We start from the raw sequence: 18,085 nt of genomic DNA, 5'->3' as shown, positions 1-18,085 counted from the left end.
ACAGACAGTTAGCTAAGAATAACCTTTGAGAAACTCAACTAGAATGCCTTGAGGTATCCTCAATAAAAAACTCTTAAAAAGATTTAGCGTACAAAAGAAAAATTTTTCCCTTTTATTGAATTAATTGAATGATAGCTGAATTGATTTTAGCTCACTTTTTTGTGTCCTAAACCCATTCAAAATTGGTGCTGGATTTTCGAAATAGGACACTAATTAATTGACACGGATCACATCAAATTCATCACCTCAATCAATAACGTCGATGACGCTCCTAACAATCATTTTTTGGAGAAGGTACATTGCTTTCTGAACAATATCCAATAATCGAATGAACCATTAAAAGCAACATGAAGTTACACAATAAACATTTGGGATACCTCTACTTATATTTAATGTCTGTCTTAAAAGGACAATCATGATATCATTCTATGTGCTGATCAAAATAAATAGCCTACAGAATAGGACTATAAGAAATTATTTTATAACCAATTGGTTTTCTTGGAGACAAAAATATTGTGAAGAAATGTGCCGTCACCCTAATGAGCTTGATATTCATTAACTTATATTATCCTACTGCTTTCTCCGAAAAGCCTAATCAACGCATGATGAACAATCAAGCAACACATTCTTTGAAATCAAAAAATACCATGCAATTATCTATTCAAGAGATAAAGGATAAAAAGGACAAGAAACTGGTGTTAATCAAATTAATTGACACCAAAAGCAATAAACCAATCACCTTAAACGATCTTATTGAAGCACATACACAAAAGATTCATTTGTTGATTATCGATGATAACCTCCTTGACTACAGTCATGTCCATCCAGTCGAAACAACGAAACCAGGTATCTATCAATTTGAATGGCAACCTACTCTTAAGAACGCCTCCTATCGAGCATGGGCTGATCTGATACCGACTAATACAAAAACCCAAGAATATGTAGTTGCTGATTTACCTTCCCCAAAAACCAAAAAGAGATTGGAAAATCCTATTCATCGACAACCATTATTTGAAAGTAGTGTTGATGGCTACCAATTCAAATTGTCTTTTGATAAAACACCATTGCACGTCGGTCAAGCAGTCATGGGCAAAATTGACATCACCGATGCAAAGGAAAACCCAGTTCATACCTTAGAACCCATTATGGGTGCTTATGCTCACATCGTAGGTTTTAATGAGGACTTTAAAACTGTAACTCATGTTCATCCAATGGGCAAGGAACCTACAAATAATACTGAACGAGGAGGACCTGAATTACTATTTCATATAGAGCCTAACAAAGTAGGATTTATTAAAATGTTTGTTCAAGTACAAATCAATGGGAAAACACTGTTCGTTCCGTTTGGAGTCACAGTAAATTCATAAAAATCTTACTGAATTGTGAATTCACAGGGCCTTAAAAAATAAAGCAAAGTCCCCAGAATAATGATATCCACCAATTGAAGAGCTAAGGCGATTAGAATTGGCATTGCAGCACTTACAGCATCGACCGAATGACTTTCTGCCCTCTTTTTACTACATTAAAACCCATAGAAAATCTTCACGACTAATTCAAATGGGACTATGATTATCTTATGCGGTGCAATAATAATCAGTACAAGAAAATAATTACTTCTGCTATCATCAAGCAGTAAGTACTATTGAAGAAACCATTACCTATATTAAGGGTTGGCTGCAAAAGGATATTCCTTGAATAATAAATTGTTTCGTGCGCTCGAACGCGAGTGTTTAATTTATTTATCCAAAAAAGAGGCCACACTTGAACTGCTTCGCCCGTTAATTAATGAATTTCTTTCCACACAACCAGAGTATCTACTGTTAATCCTGACCAAAGAAGAGCAAACGACTGATGCAGTCAGTGAGGTAATCGCCCATCAATTCACCGATACCCATGATATTTTAATTCATCGAGTGATACACCACCTTAACGACCTGCTTTATGAAACCATCGAGCCTTATTATTTCCAGAATAAATGCTAATAAAAATCCACTCATCTCGCTATAACAAAAACCATTAGGAGTCAGTTAATGTATTCTCTTTCTTTAACTGTTCCTGTTTTCTTAAATAAATTTCTTGCCTGTTCACAGTCACCTGTTTAGGCGCATCAATTCCCAGTTTGAAATTTCCAGGTTCATGGGTTTTAAAAGGGGTAATCACCACCTTTTGATTGTTCTCCAAAGTAATAATTAACTCAGATTCAAAAGCTACTGTTCTTATTTCCATGTTGACTCGTTTTAGTTCAAAATAATGGCCGAAAAAGGCATTCATTGATGGGTTTTCCCTATACAGATATTCTAATATGGGGCTTGGGGAGTAATGGAACGGCTAACCGACTTAAGGATTATTAGGATCTCTTAGTGATCTTAATTTTCCATCTTTTACTTCATCAGACATAGAGAATGAATATCGGCCAAGCATATTAAAATGTGCTTTTGCAAATGGTGATAGCCTCACTTCATCTTCTTCATTCACAGGAAAGTTATCGTTCTTTAGCTGATCTAACGTGGCATCCATATAAATAGTATTCCAATGAACCAGAACATTAAGCACTAATCCTAATGCTCCTAGTTGATCTTCTTGTCCTTCGCGATATCGTTGGTGAAGTTCTCCTCTTTTTCCGTGAAAAACAGAACGCGCCAAGCTGTGTCTGCCCTCTGTCAAATTTAGTTGTAATAAAGTACTACGGCGACACGATTCATCATGAATATAGTTAAGCATATGAATGGTCTTATCTATGCGCCCAATTTCAGCAATGGCTTGTGCTAATCTTGTGGGTTTGTCACCCACCTGAAGAGTTCTCATAATCCCTGTTGCGGGTACTCGGCCAAGTTTTAAAGATCCAACCAAACGCAGCACATCGTCCCAATGAGGAATAATGCGCTCAAGATTTGCACGATGTTTAGCAAGAATATTGAGTTTGCCATAGTCTGCCAGTGGATCAACTCGCCAAAAACGAGCATCTCCCAAATCAGCTAATCGTGGACTAAAACGATACCCTAAGAGACGAAAAAGACCAAATACAATATCACTGTAAGCACCCGTATCTGTCATGATGCGAGTTGGTTTTAACTCTGTTTGTTGTTCTAGCACTACTCCCAATAGAATCAAACTGTCTCGCAAAGTTCCTGGCACTGTAACATCATTCAAACCAGTTCTTTGATTTGAAAGTAAATTATACCAGGTGACTCCGCGTCCTTGATTAAAGTACTTTGGATTTGGAGCTGCATGCAAAGAACGGACAGGTACAACAAAACGCATTCCATCAGCAGAGGCTATATCTCCACCGCCCCATTTTTTCGCTAATTTACTCTGGTTTTGTGCGGCAACTAATATGGCGTTGGATGCAGTTATCGTCTCATCGCGAATATAATTTTGATCAACCCATATCAAACGATCTCTTTTTAATGCTGGAATATCCTCTCTTACAAAAGGTTCAAGACCAGTATTGCACGCCTGGGCAAGTAAAACAGCACAAATACTGATTTCTAAATCAACAGCCCGAGCATTCCCTTCATTAATATGAGTAAATGCTGAAATGAAGTTAGTTCGCTTAGCAATTTCCAGCAATACTTCGGGTAAATCTACACGAGGGAGTCTGGATTTAACTTCACTGCGCAACAGTTTTAGTGATTCAGGCTCATCTAACTTGTCTAATTGGGTTAGAATAAGTTCTTCACTGCCTTTAATCAGATCGAATCTTATAAAAGGGTTATTATCAAAATTTTTAGCCACCAATTTATATGTTTCATCTAATTCATTAACAAACTCCTGTAAATAACCATGTGGTTCATTTGTTAAGTTTAAAGAACGACAAATCACTGGGCGTATGGCCTCCCACTCTGTTCCTCCATGAAGATTGGCTCTAGGATCAGAATAACGCCAACTTGGGCTAATAAAGAGATCGCGGCGTTTCAACGCTCCTTGTAATTTATCAAGAACACAGAAAATATACGCAGTTTTATTGAACTGATTTTCTTTATCATGAATATATCGTTTCCATGTTTTACTGACTAAATCCATTGGCGCTTCTTTTTTTGATTTACTTTTTAACCAATCAAGCGCCTGGATAATAGGTTTTCCTGCTTCATTGCTGTCAAAGTGAATAACACGAAGAAGAGAAGGTAAAAAGTTTTTAATTGTTTGTTCTTTATCCTCGAGTTCGCGATAAAAAACATCATCTGGCGGTTGAATTAGCGCATTTACTTCGGTAACAGCGATTATTAATTCTTCATATCCAACGATATTGAAGATTTTACTCCGAACCTCTTGATCAGTAAGATTGTTATCTAAAACAACTTTGCAGGCATCAATCAATGTCGCTGCAGCAGAGTCTAAATCTTTAATTGTTCGTAACCTCGTTTTATGATTAGTACGTTTTGCTTTGGAAAATAGCTCACTTAAGACAATAGATAATATATCAAGAGCATCATCTTGTGCCGTAGCTTCAAAATGATGAGCAAAAGCAACTAAAGTTGCCATCTTTCTTTCATAAGAAAGGCGGCTTATAGCGGTTGTCTTTGCAGTATTAGCAAAGCGAGAAAGAACAGATACTCTACCCTCAGGTAACCGCTTAGGTAATACAATGCTTAGTTCGCGCGCCATTTCAATACGTTTTAGTGCTTTAACCAATGTCTTACTACTTGCTCTTACAGGGCCTTTGCGAAGAATATCAAGTAATGATTGGCGTTGCTTCTCTGCCACCAATAGTAAATTATTAAGTTTTTCTGTCTGGTCGTTAGTTAAATTTTTAATCAATGATCGCCATAAGCGCGTATCCATTCTACTACGAATTTCAGCAATAAATCGTTCTACTGTTGTTATTCCTGGCAATAAAACTTTATTGTTTATAAGCCATAACACGGTTTGCTCAAATAATAATCCTGGCCTATCTGTTCCAGTCCAAAATAAAGCATATAGCCACCGGCCCAACTTAAAACGAATACCTTCTTCATTAAATTCTGTAAACCCATAACGTGTTCTTATTTCAACAGTATGCCGCCATCGTTGTTCACTTTTCTGATAACGCTCAAGAGAATTCTGAATATCGGCTACATTAATTTGGGTGGCAATCCGCTCAATGATTTTATAAGGAATTTCAGTCAAATCACTGTAAAAAGTGCCAACAAATCTAGCCGTAGTTAATTGAAGAGCATAACCTAACCGACTAAATGCTCCTCGTTTATTTCTTATCCATTCCCTATCTTGATCATCGAGAAAAAAATAATTAGCGATAAATTCTGGTGCTAAGTCATTAGGGTACCTGCCATAGTTTTCACGCTGAGCAGGAGAAAGAAAGTCAACAGGCATAACATCTCATTATAAATGCGTGTTGTAAAACTTAGATTTTTTGCAACACATGTCAAAGAACCAAATTGTAAACATACAAATTAAATTGCCAACATCAACAACTAACCTCCATAAATTTAGTATGACTTCTTTAAAAACCCATTAACAAACCTAAAATATCATTGGTCATTCTGACGGTTGGTCAACAAAATCAACTTCGATGTATTTTGTTTTGGAGTATTATTGATCAGCCTGAAATTCTAAAAATAAAGGCATACTTATTCATGTTTAGCCTCCATAATCACTTTAAGATAATCAATGATTTGAATTGTCTTTTCTGATGAAAACGGCTTAGCAAAATACAGATAATCTTCAAGTGACTGTTGATGAGATAAATCGATTGCCTGGTTCGTCATGATGCCGATTAATGAACGAAGCGTCATTTTATTTTGCTCTGGGATTAAGGATTTAAAGTCCATCGTTATCAATTCATGATAAAAACGACTATCGACTAAAATCATATCGTAAAACGCGGAGGCAATTCGCTCTAGTGCTTCTTCTATTGTGGATACTAAATCTATGTGTTGATTTAAACGAGTAAATTGATCGCGAATCACAATGCGCGAGGCCATGGATTCTTCAATAATTAAAAAACGAAATGCTGCTTGCATTGACTAAAGCTCCGTATTTTATTTTCATCATATAAAAAATATAAAGAAATAGGTCTATTTACAGTGTCACTGATGACAATCCAGGAGCGTATTATTTAATACCCCGTCATCCCGAATACTAAAAGTACAATAAATTTGATTACCTCTCCGATACCATACATTACATGAGCATAAGAATGAGGTAATTTCTTGCCTGTTGCTAAATCATCAATTCGTTGACAGAGTATTGGAAATACCCAAAAGACTTGCAGTATTGCAACACTGATGAGAACTCCCAATAATACATTGTCTAACACAGTGTGGACGTGGAAAACATACAACGCAATTATTAGGATAAGAAAAACTAACTGCACCTGTTGAAAGGAGCGAAACACGGTTCGCCCAACTTCTAATCCCACTAATTTGCCAAGAGTAGGGGTTTTAAATTTTACCCAGCTTTCTAAAAAAGAAATACCGAGTATCATCCCTGCCCATAGGAGTGCGGCAATTGACAGCCAATGTATTCTCATCATGTCAACCTATAAAAATATTTAAAATACATCTTATGAAGATGAGGCGGTCTCAGTCAAGAACTGCTAATTTATAAAGTCTTTACTAATCAAAGTATTATAATTTTTAAACGAGATTGAATGCCGTATTCATCGAGCGAATCATCACCTGTAATCCCAAGACAATCAGTTATATTAAAGTTGCATTTAAAATACACCTTTAATATAATATATCTTATATCACCATAAAGGAGCACATCATGCCAGTAACTCATAGGCCTGCCCAAACCATCAGTGATAAAATTGCCTTTGGTCTGGTAAAGTTTTTCCGATTTTTCGCAGATACTTTTTTTCAAAAACGCTATGGAAATCGAGCCATTGTGCTGGAAACGGTAGCAGCTGTTCCTGGTATGGTCGGTGCTGCTTTGCTGCATTTGCGCTGCCTAAGAAAAATTAAAAACGACGAGGGCTGGATTAAAATTTTACTGGATGAAGCAGATAATGAACGGATGCATTTGATTACCTTTATGTACATTGCCAAACCCAACTGGTTTGAGCGCTTTATTATTTTTACGGCACAAGCTATTTTTGTGGTGTTGTATCTGCTGATGTATGTTTGTTCTTCAAAAACAGCACATCGTTTTGTTGGTTATCTTGAAGAAGAAGCCGTGATCAGTTACACCCATTATTTACAGGAGTTGGATGAAGGACGTATTGAGAATGTTCCTGCACCTGATGTTGCCAAACACTATTGGGGGCTTGCTGCTGATGCCAGGTTGCGAGACGTGCTTTTAGTGGTGCGAGACGATGAAGTGGAGCATCGTGATGTAAACCATCAATTAGCAGATAAGTTGGTCAATGGCAAAACGTTGTTAACTCAATTGAAACCAGAATACATCGATAATGCAAACAACACGGAATCACAGGGCCAATAATCAAGAATATAAAGGATGCATCATGTCATCAGAATACAATGAGTTACTGTGCTATAAACGAACCGACATTGACAGCCATGGAAAACTGAAGTTTTTCTTAGAAAAACACAGCACCAAAGAAGGCACATGGGGAAGGCTTTCTCTGCATGAAGGAGCGATTGATTTTGCATTCTTAAATGGCCAGGGACAAGAGTGTTCACGCACGCGCATCGATCACAAGCATCCCGAGCTTCAGATTCCACCAGCGGCATGGCATAAAGTTATTCCTGTCAGTGAATCATTTAAGGCAACACTTAAGTTTTACTGCATGCCTCATCGCTACTTCAATAAAAAATACGGTCTAAGTGCTGTACAAAGCGACTTAGTGTATGTTTATCAGACTTACTTACATCATCTGCAAGAAGCATCTATTCTCGATGTAGGCTGTGGCTCTGGAAGGAATTTATTGTATTTAGCCAACATGGGGCATCACATTACCGGAATAGATAACAATCAAGCATCGCTAGAGACAATTCAGGAAATTGCTCAAAATGAAGATTTGAGCAAGGTGTCCACTCAACTGCACGATTTAAATCAACCCTTAGCGCTTGGTGTGGAACATTTTGATTTCGTGTTTTCAACCGTCACACTGCAGTTCTTAAATTCGGAACGTATCCCCTCCTTGCTTACAGAGCTCCAAGAAGCAACCAATAAGAATGGGTATCATTTCTTGGTTTTCCCCATTCAATCAGAACTCTACCCATTGCCAGATTTTTTCACGTACCTGCCCCATAAAGAAGAGCTCTATCATCTTTATCAAGATACTGGATGGTCTATACTGGAATATAAAGAATCAGTGGGGCATTTGCATAAACAAGATGCATCTGGAAAGCAGATACCCGGTGTGTTTGGTATGTTACTTGCGCAAAAACCGGGGTAATGCATAGTCTATAACAAGGAATGTCATGAGTTCTACTCATCGAAATACGATTCAGATTTGCCGCGTCTATGCTCCTCCACCGATTAAAGAAGGAGCATGGATTTTGATTGATAGACTCTGGCCCCGTGGCCTCAAAAAAGAAACATTGGCTTTTGATTTGTGGTTAAAAGACATCACGCCAAGTGTCGCGTTAAGACAATGGTTTCACGGGGATATTGAAAAGCGATGGGGCGAATTTATTGATTGCTATATTGAAGAATTAATCAATAAAAGTACTTTGATAGAGCAAATCCTGGAAATGACAAAAGACGCCTCTGTTACTTTGTTTTATGCCGCAAAAGACCCAAAACATAATCACGCACGTATTTTGCAAGCTGTTTTGCACTCCTGGCCTATTGCTCCCGATAAGGCCTTACTTCTCTAATGGTTTTATGTTTAATAATACAGACAGCTCTGCCTTATTAGTGACTACATCCGCTAAGGTGTAACGCTCCAAAACACTCATAAAAGCGGCTTGCGCTTCATGCAAGACACTCTTTAATTTGCACACTGGAGCAATACAGCAGTTTGCTTTTTCTTTATTAAAACAAGGCACCAAATCAAAATGAGGCTCCAATTGGACGATTAGTTGGCCTAAATTAATGGTTTCAGGTTGAGCGGCCATTAAAATACCGCCATTTTTCCCGCGAATGGTTTTAATCAGTTTAAGTTTGGCTAAATTATGAATGATTTTAACCATATGATGGCTCGATATGCCATACGCTTCAGTGATGTCTTTAATGGTACAAGATTCTTTTCTAAGTACGATGTAAATCAGAGCACGTAATGAATAATCGGTAAATTGGGTGAGTTGCATCATGAATTCCTGATTAGGTTATTGACTGTGATTATTTCTTTTTATAAGATGCATTGCAAATATATCTTTAAAGGAGTCACCATGTCAGAGTCATTGTTTGAACGTTTGGGAGGTCAAAGCGCAGTCAATGCGGCGGTTGATATTTTCTATCGCAAAATGTTAACCGATGAGCGAGTCAGTCATTTTTTTGATGATATTGATATGGAACAACAAATTCTAAAGCAAAAGGGATTTTTAACCATGGCATTTGGTGGGCCCAATCACTACAGTGGAAAAAACATGCGCGAAGGACATGCTCACCTGGTCAAGCGCGGACTAAATGATACACATGTGGATATTGTGATTGAGCATCTGGGTGCAACACTTTCTGAATTAGGAGCAAATGCGGAGGATATTAATCAAGTCGCCGCTATTGCTAACAGCGTTCGTAATGACGTTTTGGGGCGCTCATCATGAGTACGGTTGCATTTAATAATCAATCCTACTCCATAGAGCCTCAAGAAAGCGTGTTGCACTGTTTACTGCGTCATGAGGTTGATTATCCTAATTCGTGTCAGGCAGGCATTTGTCAGTCTTGCTTAATTAAAGTCAAAGATGGGGAGATTAACCCTGCCTGGCAAGAAGGATTACCTGAAACGCTTAAAGCGCAAGGTTATTTTCTAGCTTGTCTTGCAAAGCCTGAAACGCCACTGGAGGTGTTAACTCCTGAAAGCACTGAATGTGAAGTGAACGCACAAATCATCGATATCAACGCATTGAATTACAATGTGATGCAAGTAAAACTTCACGTGGATGATTTAGAGCATTGGATTCCTGGTCAATACCTGAGTCTCATTAATCCAGAAGGCACAATACGCAGTTATTCCATCGCCAACATTCCTGAGCAAGAGGGGTTTATTGAATTACACGTTAAAATTTATCCAGGTGGAAGCATGGGGCAATGGCTAGCGAACAAAGCAACAAAACATGCCGAGGTGAAGCTAAGAGGTCCCTTTGGACGCTGTTTCTACTATAACCCAGAGCAATTGGCTTTTAATATGTTGCTGGCAGGAACTGGAACTGGACTTGCGCCCCTTATTGCCATTATTAAAAGCGCATTAAGCAACAAACATCAAGGAACCATCACCTTAGTTCATGGCGGCCTTGCTGATGAAGATATTTACTACAAAGAAGAGCTGGAAATGCTGTCGCTGTTGTTTCCTTCTTTTGTGTATGACGCGTGCGTACTTCAAAGTCAGGGACGATATCCTGAAGCGTCTATTGAACAACGCGCGTTAATGCATTTAAATCAGCCAAAAGAGACACGAGTTTATGTCTGTGGCCCTAAAGACACTACTGATAAGTTGAAAAAACAGATTTTTCTTGCTGGCGTGCCTTCTCAGGCTATCTTAAGTGATGTATTTTTATAAGCACTAATTTTAAGAAATCGACACGTAATTTCATGGAATGAAACAATGACTCAAAATAAGAAAACCATAACGGAATATGCCCAGGAAACAAACGACCCAGTAGCTCTGGTTTTAAAATGGATTTTATTGTTCACTGCACTGCTTTGCTTTATGGTGCTCATATGGGGTACTTATAAAACCTACCAACTTGCGCCACCCCTACCGCAACAATTTCAAACTCAATCAGGCTATGTGGTGATGACTGAAGATGACATTGTTGCAGGCAAAGCGGGATTTCAACGAGCTGATTTGATGGATTATGGCAGTTTGTATGGTATGGGCTCTTATTTTGGTGAAGATTACACAGCAACCAATTTGCTGCGTTTAGGACGACTTGTTGAAGAAAAAATAGCGCAAGCACGCTATGGTAAATCATTTGCCGCTTTGTCCGAAGAAGAGCAGTATTTAGCTCGAAAAACCATGCAGCGTGAATTACAGAATACGGATTTAAGCGCGCCAATCAGTGTTTTGTCGCAATATGTTGCTGACTCAATCGGACAATTAAAACAAGAAATTGCCTCAACATTATTGAATCATGATGCCAAAAAAGGCTGGACTAAAGCCTATAGTCTCGATGAGCAAAGCGCATTGCGCACAGCAGAGTTCCTGATTTATTCCTCACTGACCACCATTGCTCATCGGCCAGGACAAAACAGCTCCTATACTAACAATTGGCCTTATGAGCCCAGTATGGGGAATAGCCCAACCCCAGCTACGTTTTACTGGACGTGGGTTTCCTTTTGTTTTGTGTTTTTAGGCTTTGGCGCCATTTTATATATTTATCATCGCTATCTAAGTGTGCCAGATAATTCTCCCAGAACACCGCTATTTATGCATTTTAAACCACTGACATCAAGTCAGCGTAAAGTGGGCCAGTATTTCCTGGTCGTCGCAGTGATTTTACTCATTCAAATCGGAGTAGGCGCTATTATGGCGCATTACTATTCTGAGCGCGAGGGGTTTTATGGCATCGCAATTAATGACTATTTACCCTTTAACTTCCTGCGCGATGTGCACATACAAACGCCCATAGTCTGGATTGCGCTGTCCTGGATAAGTGCGGCAGTGTTTATAGCACCCATCATCAGCAAAAAGGAAGCGAAAGGCCAGGGATTTTTAGTCAGCGTTTTATTTTGGGTGACGCTCTTTGTTGTGGGTGGCGCCTTAATTGGTGATTATTTAGGAATTATGGGGTACGTCAATCAGTACTGGTTTTGGATTGGCAATCAGGGACTTTCTTATTTGCAACTGGGTCGTTTATGGCAAATTGGGTTTTGTCTGGGATTGTTTTTGTGGAGTTTTATTGTATTTCGCGGTATGTGGCCCCAATGGAGTGCTGTTAAAAAAGCCACAGTACAATTTTGGACGGGCAGAATTCGTCTGGAACATTTATTTTGGGCCAGCACCGCCAACGTTGCTGTATTGTATTGCTTTGGGATGATTCCGTTAACCGGCATTGAAAAATCATTTACCATTACTGATTTTTGGCGTTGGTGGGTCGTTCATCTTTGGGTTGAACAATCCTTTGAATTTTTTGCAGCGTGCGCAACTGCTTATCTGTTAATGGGCACCGGCTTGGTATCGCGTGCTCTTGCAGAACGAACCATGTATTTTGAAACCATTCTTATTTTCTTAGGTGGAGTAGTTGGTACAGGACATCATTGGTATTGGACTGGTACGCCCGATATTTGGGTGCCGCTTGGTTCCATGTTTTCCTTTATTGAGGTATTGCCCTTAGTGCTTCTTATTATTGATGCAATTGAACATCGGCAGTTGATAAAACGCCAGGGTGATTTTACTTATAATTTAGCCTATCTTTATGTGCTAGGTGCCTCCTTTTGGAATTTTGTTGGCGCGGGAGTCTTTGGTGGGGGAACACTCAATGCACCATTGGTAAATTATTATGAGCATGGTACTTTTTTAACGCTCAATCACGCGCATACGGCTTTATTTGGTGCATTTGGCTTACTGGGCCTTGGACTGATTTATTTTTGTTTGCGTTATGCGGCAGGAAAACGTTTACCTTGGAGTGACCGTTTGGGTACCTGGGCATTTTGGCTCTATAATCTAGGGCTTTTATTGTGGATTGTTCTGAACTTCTTCCCTATAGGATGGGCTCAATTAATGGATGTGTATGAGCATGGCTTTGCTCATGCCAGGAGTCTTGAGTTTTATAATACCACGTTATTATGGCAATGGTTGCGCCTTCCAGGTGATGTAGTTTTTGCTTTAGGCGCACTCATCATGGCTTACGATTTCATCAGCAAATTGGCGCCTTTTTTTCCAAAGCTTGCGAAAATTTATTTAAGTAGAAATCAATACCTGTTGCCTAATGAAATGGGAGGAGATGGCAATTGAAACTCAGAGTAATAGCATGACTGGACGCTGGAGCGAGTGGTTTATTGAAAAAATCGGTGGCTTGTTATCACGACAAGCACCACCTCAAAGAGCCTATTTGTGTGATTTTAATAAACTATGCGACAAAATACGTCCTGTCGATGTGCTTTTGGTGGAAGGAAGAAGCCGAATCAGCCGCATGATTCGACATGTGACTCAAAGCCCTTGGTCTCATGCCGCATTATATATAGGACGTTTGCAAGACATTCAGGAACACTCTTTGCAGAAGCTCATTAAAACACACTATGATGGCCCACCCGATAAACAGCTTTTGGTAGAAAGCGAGCTGGGGCTAGGAACTATTATTTCTCCACTCGATAAATACAAAGATGACCATCTTCGTATTGTAAGGCCAGAATGGTTAGCCCAAGAGGATGTATCTCGAGTTGTGATTTATGCGCTCAACCGTTTGGGTAAAAATTATGATGTGCGACATGTATTCGATTTGGCGCGTTTTTTATTTCCCTGGGGAATTTTCCCTAGAAAATGGCGTTCAACCCTATTTCAGCACAATGCCATGCAACCTACAGAAGATATTTGCTCATCAATGATTGCCGATGCGTTTCAGTCGGTACACTATCCCATTTTGCCTTTTATTCACGAGGGAAATAAACATCACATAGAGCTTGTCAGACGCAATCCTCGTTTATTCACGCCGAGTGATTTTGATTATTCGCCATTTTTTTCTGTGATTAAGTATCCTATATTTCCTCCCAATATTATAAAAGGATATGCGCATTTACCTTGGAATAAAGAACAGATAAGCGATCTTTAACTAAGCACTTACCATTTGGCACTAAATTCTTCTATAACATGAGCGTCAGTAAAATTAAGATAAATAGCCGTCGTTTCCAAACGGTCATGCCCCAATGCTTTTTGTACTGAGGCCAATGAAATTCCTTTTTGCAGCGCTAAAGTTGCAAAGGTATGCCGTAGAATGTGTGGCGTCACTTGTTTAGTGATTTTTGCCTTATTGGCAATTTCTTTTACTATCTTTTGGACTTGCCTTGCTCCAATAGGGAAGCGCTCATTAATCGCATAGTAATGCTCAAGTAACGCCCGTACACGGTTAGACATAGGAACAACTCGTTTTTTTGATTTTTTACCATAAGGGCCCCCTTTTCCTGAAATACGCAGTGATTTTTGTTGCCACAAAATATCTTGTGAAGTAAGTGAACATAACTCTGATACTCGCAGACCAGTATCAATTAAAATCCAAATAATCAGCTTTTCAAGCATTGACTCACATGCCTGACACAGTTGATCTGCTTCCTCAGCTCGAAGTGGTTCTCTTACAAATTGGTAAGGCATGACTCCTCCAAATGCGGACAGTTCGCTTTCCTTCTAGTTTAGCGAATAAAATTCGCTAAATGTTAGTCTTTTATAAATTAATGGTCTACCCTGATAATACAGGTTTTTAAAGGCGTTTCTGAGAAATTATTACGCAATCATAAAATCGGCAAAAGGGATTAAGTTCGTCTTTTTAGGTGGAATGCGAATTATGCGTGAGTTGGGGGCACTAACGCAATTAAGTAAGGACGAAGAGGAAAGCAAATCTCATCAATGAATTGGTGCTAATTTAGGGGGTAGGTCAGAAAAAGCAACTGCTCGAGCAAGGTTCTTAGATGTCTGATGAAGTAAAAATGGAAAACTAAGATCACTAAGAGATCCTAATAATCCTTAAGTCGGTTGACCGTTCCATTACTCCCCAAGACCCATTTATCACGGACACCAGCATGCCGTGATAGCACCATTGTTATCATTCATGAAAATAAAAAAAGGGAAGTTGCAAATGGTCTGATTAGAAATGCACTGATGAAAGAGTCTACCATAGGCCTTGAAAACAAAGAGTTCCCGCGGCTACTAAGCACGAATTACACCACTGCAGAGCTTTATTATTGTGAAACGTATCGGGATTGCTTAAAAAAGAAAGAAGAGTATTTTTTAAAGAAAGGAGAGCACTATTTCAAAGTAGTTTCGGTAGATGAGGCAGCGAAAGTAGTGGTATTAAATGATACGAAAGGAAATAAATGCCTCTTTGTTCCTGAAAAAGAAAATAAAGACTGGAAGATTGAATTGTTTCAATCCATGCCAGGAAGAGTTTCGGTGGGTGAAAAAATTCATTTTAAAAAATCTGATAAGACTTTGGGACGTTTCGCTAATGAAAGGGTGCAGGTGACGGAGGTAAACGATGAGTCATTTACCGTAAAAGACAGTAGTGGCGTGGCGCACGTTCTGGAAAAAAAACAGATGAAGGATTCCCATTGGGATTATAGTTATACTGCTACCAGTTATTCAATTCAAGGGGCTTCATCCCCATTTGTTATTGGAGTTGCTGAAACTAAAAATGCTCAAGTAAACCATCTGCGTTCATTTTATATCATGGTAACGCGAGGTTCCTTGCATGCCATGATTTATACGGACGATCATAAAAAACTACGAAAACAACTTCGTGTTACTCCTGAAAAAACTTCTGCATTGGAATCGCTTGGCCTCCTGCATACCCCAATGAAGTCCAAAACGCCCAATGAGCAACCAAAATCACTCAAGCCAATGCATGGTATGCCCAAAATAAAGAACCAGGAACCTCGCTATGATGCGAATATGCTGTCACAAAACTTATCCGACCAGGCTGAGCTCGTGATTGAATCACTACTTGGAGAGCCCAATAGAGCGCTTTCGTCAAAAACAGAATATCGATATGGTACTAAAGGCAGCTTAAGCATCTGTTTAAGTGGAGAAAAAAGAGGAGTTTGGCATAACTTTGAAACAAAGGAAAAAGGAAACATGCTTCATTTGATTCAAAAAACATTAAATCTAAATTTTAAAGAAAGTCTTGAATATGCTGCCAAATTCACAGGTGATGACTTAAAAGAACGTATTAAATTAGCAAGCAAAAACCCTAATAAGATTCAAGCAATCGATTCTGATAAGAAAAGAAAAACATCAGATTATGGGCTGCAATTAGCGAGAGAATCTAAACCCATATCAGGTACAATAGCAGAGCGGTATTTAAAAGAAATCAGAAAGATTCATAATGTGTCTGGAGAAAATATTCGCTTTCATCCCCATGTTTATACTAAAGATACCGAAGAAGTTCGCTACAGGCCAGCACTATTGAATATTGCGCGGGACAAAGACAATAAAGTGGCCTGCGTTGAAGCAGTATATCTGGATAATGACACAGCGAATCAAGCAATTATGAAGATAAAGCCTAAGAAATCTTATGGAATAAAAGCAGGCGCTGGAGTCATATTAAATGAGGGGAAAGGACATGAAAGTGTCACCTATATCGCAGAAGGTGTAGAAACAGGACTAAGCATCAGGGATGCAGTTCAAAATGAACGCGTTATAGCGACACTAGGGAAAGAAAATTTTGTAAATATCGATATGGCTTTGCTCACCGATAAAATAGTCATTTGCATGGATAATGATGGAAAACCCATTAAAGAGGACAGGGTAATTATTCAAACCATTGAACGATTGAAACAGCATGGAAAAACCATAGAAATTGCCATTCCGCTGCGTCAAAAAGACTTTAATGATGTGATTAAAATCGGAGGGATACAAGAAGTAGTTGATACATTAAATAAAGCAGTTAGTGTCGATAAACTGATTGGAAGCCCCAATAAAACAGATTTGAATCAAGATCAAATTAAGAAGTGTCTTGATACCATTTCACGACAAATGAACCTTGAAACTCCTGAAATTAAAAACAATTCAATTGATAAATTGAAAACCCTTCAGCGAGAAGAAATGGAAATATATTAAAATATCTTTAATTGATTGAGCATGGGAATTTTTATATGAAAAAAATGTGTGGAATAATCTCTCTAATATTGATAAATGGATCATCATTCTACCTTATTTATGTCTATGTATTAGTAGCTTGTTCCACCAAAATGAACAACCTATTACAGGTTGCTTATGAGCCATCTGGAATGCAAATGTTTTTTTATTTTATATCGCTCCCGTTTTTTATAATTTTAGCAATATTAAGTCGTATTCATTGTTTTTATTATGATGTAAAAAATGGATTAGCGTTTTCGTTGGTTTTGATTTGGTTATTGTATTTTTTATTTATCGAATATATTGACCAAATAGTTCATTTTCCCAAGGGAAATGAACTATTTTATTATGGTAGTTTAGCTATTTCATTAGGGGCATTTACTTTAATTGGATTAACTACCTATTTCCAATTAAAACAATTAATGTTCGATTCTAGGTAAAATTTTTAGAGTAAAAATTATCTTTATTACTTTCAATTTAACGGCAAGTACTATTTTTTATAACTTAATTATTGATAAATCCTTCAATGAAATTATCTACCTTTTTCTTCAGTTCTGCGATATGTTCTTCGGCATTATTCGAATCACTTTGAAGTTTGTTTTTATCATAAACACAACGAAAAATATCAGCACTTATTCCCAGCAATCTTAAAAGATGGGTCGTGTGTTGACGATTTAACTCTTCTTCTTTTTCTAAGCGTCTTTTTTCATCCTCGCTTATCACTGGATTATCTTTATTATGGAGATAAACCTTTATTCCTAATTCAATCATTTCTTTCATTGTTTGAGACGATGAATCATGCCCTTCATCTTTTTTAATGGATTCGAGCTGATCAATAATTTTTTGATTTAAATAACAATAGGCCTTGGGCATAAAATCCTCTTTTAAATTTATAATACAGGTTCAGTGCACTGATTTTGGCTAGTTGAGAATAATTATATCATTTAATTATAGGGGTCGAATAGGTGTGTATCTTTGTTTAATAGAGGTTTTTTATTCATTTACTAGGTGTGGATTAGGTGTTGATATTTTATAAATTATTGATTAATATTAAAGAGTGGATGCACACCCATATAAAACAGAGGTGTTGGCAGATTTAAAAATGCTCATCTTCACGTAAGTTATTGAATAATAATAAAATGTTTTAAGCAATAAACATTGCGAGGGGTGTGGTGCGACAAGAAAAGTCGCTGTTTTGAGTTGTTAATCGGAAGAAATTCCGAAAACCATTTGTGTCGTCAGATGAACCTACGAGAGTTAATAAAGCCTCTCTGACAACGTAGTGAAACTACG

Annotated in this window: 18 protein-coding genes; 11 read left to right on the top strand and 7 right to left on the bottom strand. The window is 38.1% G+C overall.

From position 1 onward, the window contains the following. The first annotated feature begins 515 nt into the window (after window positions 1-515). Both ACWTEW_RS24090 and ACWTEW_RS24085 read left to right on the top strand, forming a co-directional pair. A complete protein-coding gene (locus ACWTEW_RS24090) occupies window positions 516-1,367 on the top strand; it encodes a hypothetical protein (RefSeq protein ID WP_058393308.1) in 852 nt (283 codons plus the stop codon). 324 nt (window positions 1,368-1,691) lie between these two features. Next, complete coding sequence (locus ACWTEW_RS24085) at window positions 1,692-1,982, top strand: hypothetical protein (protein WP_058393307.1); 291 nt, start codon at window positions 1,692-1,694, stop codon at window positions 1,980-1,982. 34 nt (window positions 1,983-2,016) lie between these two features. Here the strand turns inward: ACWTEW_RS24085 and ACWTEW_RS24080 are convergent, their stop codons facing one another. From ACWTEW_RS24080 to ACWTEW_RS24065, 4 genes are all read right to left on the bottom strand, one after another. Further along, complete coding sequence (locus ACWTEW_RS24080) at window positions 2,017-2,271, bottom strand: carbon storage regulator (RefSeq protein ID WP_236715307.1); 255 nt, start codon at window positions 2,269-2,271, stop codon at window positions 2,017-2,019. Window positions 2,272-2,337: 66 nt separating this feature from the next. Continuing rightward, window positions 2,338-5,310: a Tn3 family transposase gene (locus ACWTEW_RS24075; RefSeq protein ID WP_061504292.1), complete on the bottom strand. Its 2,973-nt coding sequence runs from the start codon at window positions 5,308-5,310 to the stop codon at window positions 2,338-2,340. Between the two features lie 257 nt (window positions 5,311-5,567). Then, window positions 5,568-5,960, bottom strand: a complete 393-nt coding sequence (locus ACWTEW_RS24070) for a DNA-binding transcriptional response regulator (RefSeq protein ID WP_061504291.1) — start codon at window positions 5,958-5,960, stop codon at window positions 5,568-5,570. Between the two features lie 95 nt (window positions 5,961-6,055). After that, window positions 6,056-6,472, bottom strand: a complete 417-nt coding sequence (locus ACWTEW_RS24065; RefSeq protein ID WP_147285897.1) for a hypothetical protein — start codon at window positions 6,470-6,472, stop codon at window positions 6,056-6,058. A gap of 236 nt (window positions 6,473-6,708) precedes the next feature. Between ACWTEW_RS24065 and ACWTEW_RS24060 the strand changes: the two genes are divergently transcribed. The 3 genes from ACWTEW_RS24060 to ACWTEW_RS24050 are packed head-to-tail and all read left to right on the top strand — an operon-like array spanning window position 6,709 to window position 8,726. Continuing rightward, complete coding sequence (locus ACWTEW_RS24060; protein WP_061504289.1) at window positions 6,709-7,383, top strand: alternative oxidase; 675 nt, start codon at window positions 6,709-6,711, stop codon at window positions 7,381-7,383. Window positions 7,384-7,405: 22 nt separating this feature from the next. Next, on the top strand, window positions 7,406-8,302 hold the full coding sequence (gene tehB / locus ACWTEW_RS24055) for an SAM-dependent methyltransferase TehB (RefSeq protein ID WP_454783503.1): 897 nt from the start codon (window positions 7,406-7,408) through the stop codon (window positions 8,300-8,302). 25 nt (window positions 8,303-8,327) lie between these two features. After that, window positions 8,328-8,726 (top strand): DUF488 domain-containing protein, encoded by a 399-nt coding sequence (locus ACWTEW_RS24050; protein WP_061504287.1) that lies wholly within the window; start codon window positions 8,328-8,330, stop codon window positions 8,724-8,726. Here the strand turns inward: ACWTEW_RS24050 and ACWTEW_RS24045 are convergent. Next, window positions 8,715-9,158: an Rrf2 family transcriptional regulator gene (locus tag ACWTEW_RS24045; protein ID WP_061504286.1), complete on the bottom strand. Its 444-nt coding sequence runs from the start codon at window positions 9,156-9,158 to the stop codon at window positions 8,715-8,717. The genes ACWTEW_RS24050 and ACWTEW_RS24045 overlap by 12 nt on opposite strands. A gap of 81 nt (window positions 9,159-9,239) precedes the next feature. Here ACWTEW_RS24045 and ACWTEW_RS24040 point away from each other — a divergent pair, with 81 nt between their 5' ends. From ACWTEW_RS24040 to ACWTEW_RS24025, 4 genes are read left to right on the top strand one after another with little or no spacing between them, the layout of a single operon-like run. Then, on the top strand, window positions 9,240-9,614 hold the full coding sequence (locus tag ACWTEW_RS24040; protein ID WP_061504285.1) for a group I truncated hemoglobin: 375 nt from the start codon (window positions 9,240-9,242) through the stop codon (window positions 9,612-9,614). Beyond that, window positions 9,611-10,567, top strand: a complete 957-nt coding sequence (locus ACWTEW_RS24035) for an FAD-binding oxidoreductase (protein WP_061504284.1) — start codon at window positions 9,611-9,613, stop codon at window positions 10,565-10,567. Before ACWTEW_RS24040 ends, ACWTEW_RS24035 begins: the two co-directional genes overlap by 4 nt. Window positions 10,568-10,612: 45 nt before the next feature. After that, entirely contained in the window at window positions 10,613-12,964 is a 2,352-nt protein-coding gene (locus tag ACWTEW_RS24030) for a nitric-oxide reductase large subunit (protein WP_061504283.1), read from the top strand. Beyond that, window positions 12,954-13,778 (top strand): YiiX/YebB-like N1pC/P60 family cysteine hydrolase, encoded by an 825-nt coding sequence (locus ACWTEW_RS24025; protein WP_172461333.1) that lies wholly within the window; start codon window positions 12,954-12,956, stop codon window positions 13,776-13,778. Before ACWTEW_RS24030 ends, ACWTEW_RS24025 begins: the two co-directional genes overlap by 11 nt. A gap of 8 nt (window positions 13,779-13,786) precedes the next feature. Here the strand turns inward: ACWTEW_RS24025 and ACWTEW_RS24020 are convergent, their stop codons facing one another. Then, the gene (locus tag ACWTEW_RS24020) at window positions 13,787-14,314 is read right to left on the bottom strand and encodes a tyrosine-type recombinase/integrase (RefSeq protein WP_061504282.1); all 528 of its coding nucleotides are present in this window, start codon (window positions 14,312-14,314) and stop codon (window positions 13,787-13,789) included. Window positions 14,315-14,818: 504 nt separating this feature from the next. On the opposite strand from ACWTEW_RS24020, the gene ACWTEW_RS24015 reads away from it, so the two are divergent. Next, window positions 14,819-16,774 carry a DUF7146 domain-containing protein gene (locus ACWTEW_RS24015; RefSeq protein ID WP_454783502.1) on the top strand — a complete coding sequence of 652 codons (1,956 nt, stop codon included), beginning with the start codon at window positions 14,819-14,821 and terminating at the stop codon, window positions 16,772-16,774. Between the two features lie 35 nt (window positions 16,775-16,809). Further along, window positions 16,810-17,232, top strand: coding sequence for a hypothetical protein (locus ACWTEW_RS24010; RefSeq protein ID WP_058478483.1), 423 nt, complete (start codon window positions 16,810-16,812; stop codon window positions 17,230-17,232). 64 nt (window positions 17,233-17,296) lie between these two features. Here the strand turns inward: ACWTEW_RS24010 and ACWTEW_RS24005 are convergent, their stop codons facing one another. After that, window positions 17,297-17,665 carry a hypothetical protein gene (locus ACWTEW_RS24005; RefSeq protein ID WP_042238349.1) on the bottom strand — a complete coding sequence of 123 codons (369 nt, stop codon included), beginning with the start codon at window positions 17,663-17,665 and terminating at the stop codon, window positions 17,297-17,299. Window positions 17,666-18,085: the final 420 nt, after the last annotated feature.

Source organism: Legionella stuttgartensis (assembly GCF_977063405.2).
This window is presented reverse-complemented; position numbering and strand designations above follow the sequence as displayed.

Bases quoted from the DNA above. Each gene is read 5' to 3' on its own strand.
- ACWTEW_RS24080 (WP_236715307.1), bottom strand. From the start codon at position 2,271: ATGAATGCCTTTTTCGGCCATTATTTTGAACTAAAACGAGTCAACATG.
- ACWTEW_RS24075 (WP_061504292.1), bottom strand. From the start codon at position 5,310: ATGCCTGTTGACTTTCTTTCTCCTGCTCAGCGTGAAAACTATGGCAGG.
- ACWTEW_RS24070 (WP_061504291.1), bottom strand. From the start codon at position 5,960: ATGCAAGCAGCATTTCGTTTTTTAATTATTGAAGAATCCATGGCCTCG.
- ACWTEW_RS24065 (WP_147285897.1), bottom strand. From the start codon at position 6,472: ATGATGAGAATACATTGGCTGTCAATTGCCGCACTCCTATGGGCAGGG.
- ACWTEW_RS24060 (WP_061504289.1), top strand. From the start codon at position 6,709: ATGCCAGTAACTCATAGGCCTGCCCAAACCATCAGTGATAAAATTGCC.
- tehB (WP_454783503.1), top strand. From the start codon at position 7,406: ATGTCATCAGAATACAATGAGTTACTGTGCTATAAACGAACCGACATT.
- ACWTEW_RS24050 (WP_061504287.1), top strand. From the start codon at position 8,328: ATGAGTTCTACTCATCGAAATACGATTCAGATTTGCCGCGTCTATGCT.
- ACWTEW_RS24045 (WP_061504286.1), bottom strand. From the start codon at position 9,158: ATGCAACTCACCCAATTTACCGATTATTCATTACGTGCTCTGATTTAC.
- ACWTEW_RS24040 (WP_061504285.1), top strand. From the start codon at position 9,240: ATGTCAGAGTCATTGTTTGAACGTTTGGGAGGTCAAAGCGCAGTCAAT.
- ACWTEW_RS24035 (WP_061504284.1), top strand. From the start codon at position 9,611: ATGAGTACGGTTGCATTTAATAATCAATCCTACTCCATAGAGCCTCAA.
- ACWTEW_RS24030 (WP_061504283.1), top strand. From the start codon at position 10,613: ATGACTCAAAATAAGAAAACCATAACGGAATATGCCCAGGAAACAAAC.
- ACWTEW_RS24025 (WP_172461333.1), top strand. From the start codon at position 12,954: ATGGCAATTGAAACTCAGAGTAATAGCATGACTGGACGCTGGAGCGAG.
- ACWTEW_RS24020 (WP_061504282.1), bottom strand. From the start codon at position 14,314: ATGCCTTACCAATTTGTAAGAGAACCACTTCGAGCTGAGGAAGCAGAT.
- ACWTEW_RS24015 (WP_454783502.1), top strand. From the start codon at position 14,819: ATGAAAGAGTCTACCATAGGCCTTGAAAACAAAGAGTTCCCGCGGCTA.
- ACWTEW_RS24010 (WP_058478483.1), top strand. From the start codon at position 16,810: ATGAAAAAAATGTGTGGAATAATCTCTCTAATATTGATAAATGGATCA.
- ACWTEW_RS24005 (WP_042238349.1), bottom strand. From the start codon at position 17,665: ATGCCCAAGGCCTATTGTTATTTAAATCAAAAAATTATTGATCAGCTC.